This is a genomic window from Nocardioides taihuensis, from assembly GCF_042657275.1.
GTDB classification, from domain to species: Bacteria; Actinomycetota; Actinomycetes; order Propionibacteriales; family Nocardioidaceae; genus Nocardioides; species Nocardioides taihuensis.
This window is the reverse complement of sequence record NZ_JBHSKD010000018.1, coordinates 82,291-94,124: the sequence shown is the minus strand read 5'-3', so window position 1 is coordinate 94,124 and position 11,834 is coordinate 82,291. Positions and strand designations below refer to the sequence as shown.

Here is an 11,834-nt window from a genome sequence, read left to right as displayed (position 1 = left end):
GCGTAACGCTAGTTGATGGGGGAAACGAAATGGCGTAATGCGCAAGGGTTTGCGCCTCCGTCGTGGCGGCGATCCACGGTGACGCAAGCTTCTCCGAGCGTCTCACCCCAAGCCCTGCAGCAGTCCGAGGCAGTCCGCCTCGTGTGCGCTCGACCAGGTTGGACGACGGAGACCACCTCGGCTAAGAGTGGGGCGATGCTGACATCTTCGTCCACCAGCCAGACTGGGGCCGTGAAGAGTCGTCCCGAGCCACATCGAGTCCGCCCGAGCGCCGATCTGTCCGCTCGCATGTCGGTCCTGTCGAGGCGAGATACCCAGCCTGAGATGGCGATCCGCAGGGAGTTGTACAGGCGGGGATTGCGGTACCGCTTACAGGTGAAGGTGCCGGGCAACAACAGACGCACGATCGACATCGCGTTCACGCGGGCGAGGCTGGCTATCTACATCGACGGCTGCTTCTGGCACGGGTGTCCAGTTCATCATGTCCAACCCAAGGCGAATGACGAGTGGTGGCGCTGGAAGATCGGCGCGAATCGTGCTCGAGATGAAGACACCAATCGGCTGCTCGAGTCAGCAGGATGGTCAGTGATCAGGGTCTGGGAGCACGAAGACCCCCAACTGGCCGCCACCAGGATCGAGGCCGCGTATCGAGAGCTTGTGTCCTGACTTCACCAATCCTCTTGGCGCGGTAGCTTACCGATAGGAGTTGAGGCAAGCTGCCCGCGTGCCGCACAAGAGATGGACTCGCCTGCGACTGTCCACAGCTGACTTGGCTGAACTTCATCGCGTGGACGAGCTGGCCAACACGCTTGCTGCGCACATTCAGCAGACTGCAGAGTCGATCAAGGCGCTGCACATCCACGGCGCTCCCAGCAAGGCGATCCAGGACCACTTCTCTTCGCTGCTCAAGGATCAGATGGGCTTCCAGGAGGAGGTCGTACTGACTCCGCAGAGTGGCTTCGTGACACAGGCCCGCCCGGACTTCTACTTCGACCTCGGGGGATCCCGAGGAATTCTGGCAGAGGTGGAACGCGGAGGAACGACGACGAACAACCACGACCTCAAGGACCTGTGGAAGGCGCACATCGCGCCGGACGCTCAGCACCTCTTCCTCATCGTCCCGGTCAACAACTGGCGGGCTGACGGAAGCCCACGCGAGAAGCCGTACCAGCTGGTGTCACGTCGCCTTGGTGCCTTCTTCGGCGATCCGCGACGTGAGATTGATGTCCTCAGTGTCCACGTGTTCGGCTACTAGGGTTGCGGAGACGACCGTCCACATGGGGTAGGCGGACAAGTGCCAGGGGGCTGGAATGGATGCTCGACTCCGGGACCACTTCGACGGCGTCGGGGCAAAGAAGCTCAGCGCCACCGAGGCGGCCAGTGCACAAGTTTCTCGCGGGCACGAGTTGGCTGCCGGCGGCCCGGTGCTCGACCTTCTGGGCAGGAGTCGGACTCAGTTCAGCTGTCACTACCTCTACTTCAATGCTGACGAAGTGCTTGAAGACCGCTCCACCATCACGCTCTACGACGCCCGTGAGCACCAACAGAACCGTTCTCCGGAATGGCGGTTGTACTACCCCTCGGGCTGCCAGCCCATGGAGGCGATGCAGGCCGGTGACTGGTGCTGGGTGGGGAGGCTCACCACGGGCTCCGTGATGGTGGTCGTCGCTGCACCGGACACGTCGGCTGCGGTCAGGCTCAACCAGCTCTTCGGCACACAGCTCGATCGGCCTGCCGGAGTGACCCCGGTGCGGTCGCTGCAGTTCGACCTGTTCGACCTCGAAGCGGCTGACGACGGGAACCTCGACCTCGATGACGCCGACCTGCTACAGACCCTGGGAATCTCACCGACTGTCGAACACGAAGATCTTCTGCCGAGACTGGTGGACCAATTCGGCGGCCGGCTACCCATGCCGCCGGTTGCGCAGTTCGCCGCCCTGTGCCGAGATCTGACCCTCACGTCCGATCCCACGGTCGACCCGGACCAGGCGCTCTTCGACTGGGTCACCACGACGAACGATCTGTACTTCGCGTACGAGAGACAGGTCGTGCAGCCCCTGCTCGACGCGGAGTTCGCGCACAGGGACGTGATCGACATCGACATCTTCTTCGCCGTGGCGACCAGGCTCAAGAACGCACGGTTCTCGCGCGCTGGGAAGAGCTTCGAGTCGCACATCGCCGCAATGTTGGATGCGACGGGCCTCCGCTACGAGACTCAAGTCCGGCTCGAGGACGGCTCCAAGCCCGACTTCCTCTTTCCCGGCCTGCGCGCGCCAGCCGATCTGCAGACCCAGCTGGCGGCGAAGACGACCACCAAGGAGCGCTGGCGCCAAGTGGTTGGCGAGGGCAGGCAGTCACAAACCCGGTATCTGGTGACCATGGATCGTGGGTTGAACCTGGATGTCGTCACGGCGATGGAGGCCAAGGACGTTGCGGTCGTTGTCCCGTCGCCCGTCCGTGCGACTTACGGCGGGGCGCTGGCTCCTCGGCTCACGACCGTCAGAGACTTCATCACCATTGCCTCGGAACGTCAGGCCCGCGCTGTTGCCTCTGGTGTCCTGCCCTGAGGTTCCCAGTGGCTTGCTAGCCCGCGACGGCGATCTCGCGCGACCGGGTCTTGATGACCGGGGCCATGTGCTGCGCAACGGCCGTCACCACCGGCACCACGACGCTGTTGCCGAACTGCTTGTACGCCTGCGTGTCGCTGACAGGGATCTCGAAAGCCTCCGGGAATCCCATGAGGCGTGCACACTCACGCGGGGTGAGACGACGCGGGATGGCGTCAGGCCCCCGGTCGACCAGGATCTCCGAGCCGTCCTTGTAGTAGCGGGCCGACAGCGTCCTGGCCACGTCGTTCCGCGTGACCAGCCCGAATCCGAACCCGTTGCCGGCGGTGCGGTGCTTGATCTTGTAGTTCTGCAGGTAGGCCCAGAGCTTCGGCGTCAGCGTGTACCGCTGGGCGGCGATCCCGAAGTCGTCCGTGTACGGAGGCTCGGGGATCTCCGATCCGTCCTCGCTGTGCAGCACGCTCTCCATCGTCGGGCTGAGCTTCGGGAGCTCGAGCGCACTGAAGTCGAACCCGGAACCGTTCGGGTACTGCCCACGATCGAAACCGACCATGAAGATGCGGCGTCGTCCCTGCGGAACCACTGCGCTCGCGTCGAGCACACGGAAGTGAAACTCGTAGTCGAGGGACTCGAGCCGCTCCTTGATCACCCGGAAGGTGTTGCCCTTGTCGTGCGACTGCAGGTTCCGAACGTTCTCGAGCATGAAGGCCCGAGGGCGCTTCTGCTCGATGATGCGGGCGACGTCGAAGAAGAGCGTTCCTTGGGTCGGATCTAGGAAGCCGTGCGGGCGACCGAGCGCGTTCTTCTTCGACACCCCGGCGATGCTGAACGGCTGACACGGGAAGCCCGCCACCAGCACGTCGTGGTCGGGGATCTCATCGACGGCCACCTGCGTGATGTCGCCGGCGAAGACGTGGTCACTCCCTTCATCGTCTGGGAAGTTCGTGCGGTAGGTGAGCTGCGCGAACTTGTTCCACTCGGACGTGAAGACGCAGCGACCTCCCGCAGCCTCGAACGCCAGGCGGCATCCCCCGATGCCCGCAAAGAGGTCGATGAACCGGAATGCTGGCGGCTCCGCATTGCCCGTGATCGGCAGAGCTGTTGCGCCCACTGGTGCCTCTTCTCCTCGTGGTGGCGACCCCCTGTGCCCAGGTTAGGGGTCTCCGCCGACAGGCGGCGGAGGACGGCGACGGCGTGTCGCCGTCCTCCCTGGCTCGGTGACGAACTCAGCTGCAGCCGCTGGTGCTGCCGCAGCCCTCGCAGACGTAGCAGGAGCCGGCGGGGCGCATCTTGGTGCCGCAGGTGAAGCAGAGCGGGGAGTCGACGGCGGTGCCGGTGATCTTCTCCAGGAGCTCGGCGGAGGTGTGCGCCTCCTTCGCGGCGTGGGCGGGGACCTCGCGCTGGTCGCCGCCGTGGGTGTCCTTGGTCTCCACGAGCTCGGCCTCGACGGGCTCGACCGTCGGGGTGGTGGCGGTCGAGTCCATGAGCTCGGACGGGGAGCCGGTCTCCTCGACGGGCTCGTAGGAGCCGGTCTCGAGGTAGCGCTGGCGCTCGTCGGCCGAGTAGATGCCCAGGGCCTGGCGGGACTCGTAGGGCAGGTAGTCGAGGGCGAGGCGGCGGAAGATGTAGTCCATGATCGACTGCGCCATCCGCACGTCGGGGTCGTCGGTGAGGCCGGCGGGCTCGAAGCGGAGGTTGGTGAACTTCGAGACGTAGGTCTCCAGCGGGACGCCGTACTGCAGGCCGATCGAGACCGCGATCGAGAAGGCGTCCATCACGCCGGCCAGGGTCGAGCCCTGCTTGCCCAGCTTGAGGAAGACCTCACCGAGCTCGCCGTCGTCGTGGGCGCCCGAGGTCATGTAGCCCTCGGCACCGCCGACGGTGAACGACGTGGTGCGCGAGGTGCGCGACTTCGGCAGGCGCTTGCGGGTCGGCTGGTAGACGACCTTCTCCACGACCTTGGTCTCCGCGGCCTCGACCGCGGCCGCCGCGTCGGCGGCGTCCTTCTTGGCCTTGCCGCCGCCGTCGGCCAGGGGCTGGCCGACCTTGCAGTTGTCGCGGTAGACGGCGGTCGCCTTGAGGCCGAGCTTCCAGGACTGGAGGTAGATGTCCTCGATGTCCTCGACGGTCGCGGTCTCGGGCAGGTTCACGGTCTTGGAGATCGCGCCGGAGAGGAACGGCTGGCAGGCCGCCATCATCCGCACGTGGCCCATCGGCGCCAGCGAGCGCGCGCCCATGGCGGTGTCGAAGATCTCGTAGTGCTCGGTCTTCAGGCCCGGGGCGTCGATCACGTGGCCGTGCTCGGCGATGTAGGCGACGATCGCCTCGACCAACTCTTCGTCGTACCCCAGCTTGGTCAGCGCCCGCGGGATCGTCTGGTTGACGATCTGCATCGAGCCGCCGCCGACCAGCTTCTTGAACTTGACCAGCGAGAAGTCCGGCTCGATGCCGGTGGTGTCGCAGTCCATCATGAAGCCGATGGTGCCGGTGGGCGCGAGCACCGAGGCCTGCGCGTTGCGGAAGCCGTTGGTCTCGCCGAGCTTGACCACGTCGGCCCAGGCCTGGGTGGCCAGCTTGTGCACCTGCGTGTCGGCGAGGTGCACCGAGCGGACGGCGTCGTTGGCGGCCTGGTGCTTGCGCATGACGCGGTTGTGGGCGTCCGCGTTGCGGGCGTAGCCGTGGTAGGGGCCGACGATCGCGGCGAGCTCGGCCGAGCGCTTGTAGGACTGGCCGGTCATCAGCGAGGTGATGCTGGCGGCCATGGCGCGACCGCCGTCGGAGTCGTAGCCGAGGCCCATCGCCATCAGCAGCGCGCCGAGGTTCGCGTAGCCGATGCCGAGCTGGCGGTAGTCGCGGGTGGTCTGGCCGATCGACTCGGTCGGGAAGTCCGCGAAGCAGATCGAGATGTCCATCGCGGTGATGATGAACTCGACCGCCTTGGCGAACAGCTCGCCGTCGAAGGTGTCGTCGTCCTTGAGGAACTTGAGCAGGTTGAGCGAGGCCAGGTTGCACGAGGAGTTGTCGAGCGACATGTACTCCGAGCAGGGGTTGGACGCGGTGATGCGGCCGGTCTCGGGGTTGGTGTGCCAGTCGTTGATCGTGTCGTCGTACTGCAGGCCCGGGTCGGCGCACTCCCACGCCGCCTGGGCGATCTTGCGGAAGAGGTCGCGAGCGTCGACGGTCTCGATCACCTCGTGGGTCTTGCGGGCACGCAGGCCGAACTCGGTGCCGTCCTCGACCGCACGCATGAACTCGTCGCTGACGCGGACGGAGTTGTTGGCGTTCTGGTACTGCACCGAGGTGATGTCGGCGCCGCCGAGGTCCATGTCGAAGCCGGCGTCGCGCAGCGCGCGGATCTTGTCCTCCTCGCGCGCCTTGGTCTGCACGAACTCCTCGATGTCGGGGTGGTCGACGTCGAGCACGACCATCTTCGCCGCGCGACGCGTGGCGCCGCCGGACTTGATGGTGCCGGCCGAGGCGTCGGCGCCGCGCATGAAGGAGACCGGGCCGCTCGCCGTACCGCCGGAGGAGAGCAGCTCCTTGGAGGAGCGGATGCGGGAGAGGTTGAGGCCGGCGCCGGAGCCGCCCTTGAAGATGAACCCCTCCTCCTTGTACCAGTTGAGGATCGAGTCCATCGAGTCGTCGACGGAGAGGATGAAGCAGGCGCTGACCTGCTGGGGCGAGGGGGTGCCGACGTTGAACCAGACCGGGGAGTTGAACGAGAAGTACTGGTGGGCGAGCAGCCAGGTGAGCTCGTGCTCGAAGACCTCGGCGTCGGCCTCGGTCCGGAAGTAGCCGTGGTCGGTGCCGGCCTTGGTGTAGGTCTTGACGACGCGGTCGATGAGCTGCTTGAGGCTCCACTCGCGGACGTCGGTGCCGACGGCGCCGCGGAAGTACTTGGTGGTGACGATGGTGCTGGCGTTGACCGACCAGAAGTCGGGGAACTCCACCCCGCGCTGCTCGAAGACGGTGTCGCCGGTCTTCCAGTTGGTCTGGACGACGTCGCGCCGCTCCCAGGTGATCTCGTCGTAGGGGTGGACACCCTCGGTGCTGAAGACCCGCTCGATCTTCAGACCGGTGCCGGTCCCGGTTGCCCCACTCACCGTCTCGGTCATCAATGCTCCCCTGTTCCCTCGGATCTTCATCTGGCTTCTTCCCGGACTACTTCCATGGTGGCCCGTGCCACCGACATCTCTGGTCGCACCAACGAAGGCGTTGGTGCGCCCGGCGTGGACTGCGCTTCCCCACACAGCCCACGCCGGGCGGTCTGTGGTCAGCCCGTCGCGGCGGGCTGGGGTGGTGGTGCGTCGTCGACGTACGCCGTGGCGCGCTCGGCGCGCAGCATGGCGATCTCGTCCTCGAAGTCGTCCGCGCTCTCGAAGGCGCGGTAGACGCTCGCGAAGCGGAGGTAGGCGACCTCGTCGAGCTCGCGCAGGGGGCCCAGGATCGCCAGGCCGACCTCGTGCGCGGGGACCTCGGCGGCGCCGTCGAGGCGCAGCGCGTCCTCGACCGCCTGGCCGAGGCAGGCCAGGTCGTCCTCGGACACCGGGCGGCCCTTGCAGGCCTTGCGGACGCCGGCGACGGCCTTCTCGCGGTTGAACGGCTCCGTGGCGCCCGACCGCTTGAGCACGGTCAGCTGCATCTGCTCGATGGTGGTGAACCGCTTGGAGCAGGCCGAGCACGTGCGGCGCCGGCGGATCGAGGCGCCGTCGTCGGCGACCCGGGAGTCGACCACGCGGGTGTCGGTGCTGCGGCAGTAGGGACAGTGCACGGTGGACCTCCTCCCCCGGTCGTCGGTTGCCGGCATCCGGGCGCGCCACAGAGACCCCTGGAGGGCCTGTGGTGGCTGTGGATAACTGGCGGCTCTCTGTGTAGAACACCCGGTCACCTGTGGGGCTTCCGCATCCCACCTGTGAACTAGATGTGGATAACTACACCGGTGTAAGTACTAGATGTTGTGGTTACCGTACGCCGCGCGGGACAGCGGTGCAAGCGCCTCGGCAGGGTGGGTTGCGAGCCAGGTCACACGAGCCGCAAAGCCGCAGGTCAGGGGCGGTGACCCCGGTGAGAAATAGTCCGAACGGACTACGCGTGTCGCACCGTCCGCACATCGGTGGTGCGTGGGTGATGATGGTCGGGTGGCGAGGGGAAAACGGGCGGGAGCGCGTCGGAAGGCGTCGTTCGACTGGCGCGTCGCCCTGCTCGCCGTCGGGGTCACGCTGACGGTCATCGCGTGGGGCTACCTGGTGAGGTCGGCCATCGACTTCGGGACCACCGCGCGGGGCGGCGACAGCCGCGCCTGGATCTTCCTCGGCGCGGCCTCGCTCGGGGCGGTGGCCTGCCTGTTCGTCGCGTTGATCATGGTGGCCCAGATCCTGCGCCGCCTCGGGATCACCCGGGGCGAGGACGACGAGCACGAGCTCGACGACGCTCCCGACGGGGAGCACCCGCCCGAGCTCCCGCGGCCGGCGCGGCCGCCGGGCGGGCGGCGGCGGGCCTCCTAGGCGTCACCGCAGGTCCAGACGGGCTGGCAGGCCACCACGGGGCAGGCGTAGAAGCGGGACATCCGTCCCCGCCACCGAGGAGCCCCCATGCGCCCGTCCCCCAAGCCGCAGTCACGCACGCTCACCGTCCTGCTCGCCGCCGTCGTCCTGGTCGGCGGCGCCAACCTCGCGGCGTACGCCGCCAACGGCAGGCCACTGCTGATCGGCCAGAGCAACACGGGCACGAAGGCCACCACGCTCGAGAACACCCGGAAGGGTCCGGCCCTCGTCCTGACGAGCAAGGGCAAGGGCCCCTCGTTGAAGGTCAGCGGCCAGGGCACCGTCACCAACCTCAGCGCCGACCGGGTGGACGGCTACGACGCGCGCGACCTGATGACGACCGCCTACCGCTACGGGATCCCGAGCAGCGGCCCGTACGACGGCGAGATCGCCGTGACGTTCCCCGGCCTGCCGGAGGGCCAGTACCTGATGGCGTACTCGATCATCACCTCGACCAACGGCTCCGGGACCCAGTGCTACGCCCGCCAGTCCGACGGAGCGACCACGGCCCAGGCGATGAGCTGGTCGGCGAACGCCGGCGGCTACAGCTCGAACAACGCGACGGCCCTCGTGGACACCCGCGGGGACGCGGGGCCGCTGACGCTGTACTGCTACGGCGTCTTCTCGTTCTACTCCGGAGCGGGCGACGCGGAGTCGACCGTCGCCTTCACGCCGGTCGACTCGATCACCCAGGAGTCGGTCGGCCTCCCCGCTCGGGCCAGGGCTCGAACGACCTCGGGTGGGGTCACCCGTTGACGCCGGCGAGCGCGGCCAGGTCGCGCCACCAGGAGAGCCGGTCGGGGCGGCCGTCGTAGTCGCGGCGCTGGTTGGCGCCGCTGGTGCCGGGCAGCACGAACACCGGCGCGCCCGCGACGTCCCACCCGGCCTCGCCGAGCTGGGGGCGGCGGAGTCCGAGGGCGCTGGCGACGCCCTGGGCCGCGGTCTTGCTGGCGAAGGCCAGCCACTCGGGCTGCCAGCGCTCGACCTTGGCGACCAGCTCGTCGACGTCCCAGGTCGGCGGGGAGGTCGAGATGTGGCGCACGACGTCGGTGAGCCCCAGGCCGTACGACGGGAGCCGGACGTCGTCGGCGGGCTCGAGCTCGGTGGGGGTCAGGCCGCTGCGGTGGAGCATCTGCCAGAAGTTGTTGCCCGGTCCGGCGAAGAAGTGCTCGCGCACCTTGGTCGACTCCGCGCAGGCCATGCCGCAGAAGACGATGCGGGGCTCGGGGGGCACGAGGTCCGGGAGGATCTCCACGGGTCAGTGGTACCACCCGGCCCAGGACGTGAATCGGGGCGGAGCCGCCTCTTCCCCAGGAGCGGCCCCGCCCCGTCTTCCCGTGCATCCGCCGGCCGGGGTCGAAGCGACCGGCGGAGGTCTGTGTCAGTCGGCGTCAGTCGGTGGAGCCGTCGAGGGGCACCCGGATCTTCTGGCCGGCAACGAGCATCCCCGAGTCGAGGGCGTTGAGCCGCTCGATGCGCTCCACCATCGCGCCGGTGTCGCCGTCGGTGGCGGCCTCGTCGGCGATGTCCCACAGGGTGTCGCCGTAGCCGACGACGACGGTGCGGGTGGGCTCGGGGGTGCCGGGCTGCTCACCGGCGACCGAGGCCGCGCCCCACACGACGCCGAACGCGAGCACGAGGAACAGCGAGCCGAGGAACACCACCAGTCGGCCGCGACGGGTCAGCCGGACCTGGCCCTGCACCGGTCGCGGCGCGGGCCGCTGGGGCCGCGCGGTCGGGCGCGCCGGCCGGGCCGGACGCGGCGCGCGGACCGGCTGCGCGTCGGTGGCGGGCTGGAAGGCCGGGCTGAGGGTGAGGGTGCTCATCGTTGGCTCCTGGGGAAGTGATCGTCCGTGTCGTTCGGGAGTCTGGGACCGACCACCGACAACCCGGTCCGGGCTGTCTGTCGAGCAGACGTTCGATCGAACACGTGTGCGACGTTAGAGCAGGTGTTCGAACGAATCAAGGAACACGCCGAACAGATGTTCGAACGATTCGAACGTCAGGACCGTGGTCCCGACGAGCTCGACCGGCGGAGCGGGCCGTGGTCCCGGCGAGCCGGACCGACGGCGGCTACGCCTGCTTCGCCAGCGTCCGCCGCCCCAGGGCGACGAACAGCGGCATCCCCTTCTGGGAGATCGAGGGCGCCACGGCCGTGGCCCGCACGAGGAGTCCCCGGTGGCGGGGCACCGAGCGGACGACGCGCCGGCCGCCGAGCAGGTCCACGGCCTCGCGTGCGACCTCCTCGACCGGGAGGATCCGCCCGCCGGAGTGGGCGAGCTGCGTGCCCAACGAGCCGGCGGTGTGCCCCTCCACCAGCATCGCGGTCTGCACGACGTCGGGACACAGGGCGTGCACCCGGACGTTCTTCGGCGTCTCGGCGTCGACCGACATCGAGATCGACACCACGGCGGCCTTGGTGGCGGCGTACACGCTGTAGCCGGGCACCGGGCCGAGCCCGGCCAGCGAGGCGGTGTTCACGATGTCGCCACCGTCGGGTCCGAACGTCGCCAGCGCCGCGCGCATCCCCCACATGGTGCCGAGCACGTTGACCTCGACGAGGCGGCGCACCTGTTCCTCGGTGTTCTCCGAGAGCCGGCCGTCGTCGCCGACGCCTGCGTTGTTGAACCACGCCCGCAACCGGCCGTGCCGGCTCGCCTCCTCGGCCACGGCGGCGTGCGAGGCCGCGTCACGGATGTCCTGCTCGAGGCCGGCGAGCGCGCCGATCTCGGCAGCCGTGTCGGCGGCCATGGCCCCTTGGACGTCGGTGACCACGACGCCGTGGCCGCGGGCGACCAGCTGCTCGGCGATCCCGCGGCCGATGCCGCGGGCGCCCCCGGTGACGACGCAGACGCTCTCCATGGCGGGAGTCAACCACCCGATGACGGTCCCCGCGGTCGCTGACCGCCCTACGGTGGCTGCATGCCAGACCACCGGGTGGCCGCCGTCGAGGACAACCTGCTCGACTTCTTCGGCAGCTGCGCCGACCTCCCGGTGCTCACGCGCGAGCCGTGGGACGACGTGGCGGCGTACTGCTCCCCGGTTCCCTTCCCGCTCTTCAACGGCATCACCGGCGCCCGGTTCGCTCCGGGCCAGGAGACCGACCGGGCGCGCGCCGTGCTGGAGCGGTACGTCGCACGGGGGTTGCCCGCGTTGTGGTGGACGACCCCCTCGACCAGCTCCCCGGCGCTGGAGAGGGTCCTCGTCGAGCACGGCTGGACGCGGGAGGACGTGCCCGGCATGCACCTCCCGGTGGCCGCCCTCGTCGACCGACCGCCTCTCCCCGGAGTCGGCCTCACGACGGTCGACCTGACCCGGTCGCCGGAGCCGTTCGTGTCCACGATGCTGGCGGGCTTCGGCATGCCGCCCGAGCTGGCCGGGGACTTCGGGGCGGTCTTCGGCCACCTCGACCCCGACCGGTGTGTGAACGTGGTCGCGACAGTCGACGGCGAACCGGCGGCGACCGCGACGGGGTGGCGCCAGGCAGGGACGATCGGCGTCTACAACGTGGCGACAGTCACGGACCACCGGGGGCGGGGCCTGGGCAGCGCCATCACCGCTGCCGTCGTCGCGATCGGCCGCGAGCGCGGGGACACCGACGCTGTGCTCCACGCCAGCGAGATGGGGCGGCCGGTCTACGAGCGGATGGGATTCGCCGCGGTGTGCACGGTCCCGCAGTTCGTCTGGCTACCTTCCTGACGCGGTCGTGCCCTTTGGCCCTGCC

12 protein-coding genes are annotated in these 11,834 nt (G+C 68.7%); 6 read left to right on the top strand and 6 right to left on the bottom strand.

All coding sequences use genetic code 11. From position 1 onward, the window contains the following. Positions 1–15: 15 nt before the first annotated feature. The 3 genes from ACFPGP_RS14355 (at position 16) to ACFPGP_RS14345 (ending at position 2,567) form a co-directional block, all read left to right on the top strand. Positions 16–666, top strand: coding sequence for a very short patch repair endonuclease (locus ACFPGP_RS14355; RefSeq protein ID WP_378591262.1), 651 nt, complete (start codon positions 16–18; stop codon positions 664–666). Positions 667–787: 121 nt separating this feature from the next. Further along, positions 788–1,255 (top strand): hypothetical protein, encoded by a 468-nt coding sequence (locus ACFPGP_RS14350; RefSeq protein ID WP_378591260.1) that lies wholly within the window; start codon positions 788–790, stop codon positions 1,253–1,255. Between the two features lie 55 nt (positions 1,256–1,310). After that, positions 1,311–2,567, top strand: coding sequence for a type II restriction endonuclease (locus ACFPGP_RS14345; protein WP_378591258.1), 1,257 nt, complete (start codon positions 1,311–1,313; stop codon positions 2,565–2,567). A gap of 16 nt (positions 2,568–2,583) precedes the next feature. On the opposite strand, the gene dcm is transcribed toward ACFPGP_RS14345, so the two are convergent. From dcm to nrdR, 3 genes are all read right to left on the bottom strand, one after another. Beyond that, positions 2,584–3,678, bottom strand: a complete 1,095-nt coding sequence (gene dcm / locus ACFPGP_RS14340; RefSeq protein WP_378591256.1) for a DNA (cytosine-5-)-methyltransferase — start codon at positions 3,676–3,678, stop codon at positions 2,584–2,586. Between the two features lie 115 nt (positions 3,679–3,793). Then, on the bottom strand, positions 3,794–6,682 hold the full coding sequence (locus ACFPGP_RS14335; protein ID WP_378591253.1) for a vitamin B12-dependent ribonucleotide reductase: 2,889 nt from the start codon (positions 6,680–6,682) through the stop codon (positions 3,794–3,796). 158 nt (positions 6,683–6,840) lie between these two features. After that, positions 6,841–7,338: a transcriptional regulator NrdR gene (gene nrdR / locus ACFPGP_RS14330; protein WP_378591251.1), complete on the bottom strand. Its 498-nt coding sequence runs from the start codon at positions 7,336–7,338 to the stop codon at positions 6,841–6,843. Positions 7,339–7,705: 367 nt separating this feature from the next. Between nrdR and ACFPGP_RS14325 the strand changes: the two genes are divergently transcribed. Both ACFPGP_RS14325 and ACFPGP_RS14320 read left to right on the top strand, forming a co-directional pair. Next, a complete protein-coding gene (locus ACFPGP_RS14325; protein ID WP_378591249.1) occupies positions 7,706–8,071 on the top strand; it encodes a hypothetical protein in 366 nt (121 codons plus the stop codon). Between the two features lie 87 nt (positions 8,072–8,158). Then, the gene (locus tag ACFPGP_RS14320) at positions 8,159–8,866 is read left to right on the top strand and encodes a hypothetical protein (protein ID WP_378591247.1); all 708 of its coding nucleotides are present in this window, start codon (positions 8,159–8,161) and stop codon (positions 8,864–8,866) included. Here the strand turns inward: ACFPGP_RS14320 and ACFPGP_RS14315 are convergent. From ACFPGP_RS14315 to ACFPGP_RS14305, 3 genes are all read right to left on the bottom strand, one after another. Continuing rightward, the gene (locus tag ACFPGP_RS14315) at positions 8,856–9,365 is read right to left on the bottom strand and encodes a mismatch-specific DNA-glycosylase (protein ID WP_378591245.1); all 510 of its coding nucleotides are present in this window, start codon (positions 9,363–9,365) and stop codon (positions 8,856–8,858) included. The genes ACFPGP_RS14320 and ACFPGP_RS14315 overlap by 11 nt on opposite strands. Before the next feature lie 136 nt (positions 9,366–9,501). Beyond that, positions 9,502–9,936, bottom strand: a complete 435-nt coding sequence (locus tag ACFPGP_RS14310; protein WP_378591243.1) for a LysM peptidoglycan-binding domain-containing protein — start codon at positions 9,934–9,936, stop codon at positions 9,502–9,504. Positions 9,937–10,183: 247 nt separating this feature from the next. Then, positions 10,184–10,972, bottom strand: coding sequence for an SDR family NAD(P)-dependent oxidoreductase (locus tag ACFPGP_RS14305; protein WP_378591241.1), 789 nt, complete (start codon positions 10,970–10,972; stop codon positions 10,184–10,186). 60 nt (positions 10,973–11,032) lie between these two features. On the opposite strand from ACFPGP_RS14305, the gene ACFPGP_RS14300 reads away from it, so the two are divergent. Beyond that, positions 11,033–11,809 carry a GNAT family N-acetyltransferase gene (locus tag ACFPGP_RS14300; RefSeq protein ID WP_378591240.1) on the top strand — a complete coding sequence of 259 codons (777 nt, stop codon included), beginning with the start codon at positions 11,033–11,035 and terminating at the stop codon, positions 11,807–11,809. Positions 11,810–11,834 lie beyond the last annotated feature (25 nt).

Excerpts from the sequence above, each read along its gene's own strand:
- ACFPGP_RS14310 (WP_378591243.1), bottom strand. The coding sequence starts at position 9,936 with ATGAGCACCCTCACCCTCAGCCCGGCCTTCCAGCCCGCCACCGACGCG.
- ACFPGP_RS14320 (WP_378591247.1), top strand. The coding sequence starts at position 8,159 with ATGCGCCCGTCCCCCAAGCCGCAGTCACGCACGCTCACCGTCCTGCTC.
- ACFPGP_RS14345 (WP_378591258.1), top strand. The coding sequence starts at position 1,311 with ATGGATGCTCGACTCCGGGACCACTTCGACGGCGTCGGGGCAAAGAAG.
- ACFPGP_RS14305 (WP_378591241.1), bottom strand. The coding sequence starts at position 10,972 with ATGGAGAGCGTCTGCGTCGTCACCGGGGGCGCCCGCGGCATCGGCCGC.
- ACFPGP_RS14335 (WP_378591253.1), bottom strand. The coding sequence starts at position 6,682 with ATGACCGAGACGGTGAGTGGGGCAACCGGGACCGGCACCGGTCTGAAG.
- ACFPGP_RS14300 (WP_378591240.1), top strand. The coding sequence starts at position 11,033 with ATGCCAGACCACCGGGTGGCCGCCGTCGAGGACAACCTGCTCGACTTC.
- ACFPGP_RS14355 (WP_378591262.1), top strand. The coding sequence starts at position 16 with ATGGGGGAAACGAAATGGCGTAATGCGCAAGGGTTTGCGCCTCCGTCG.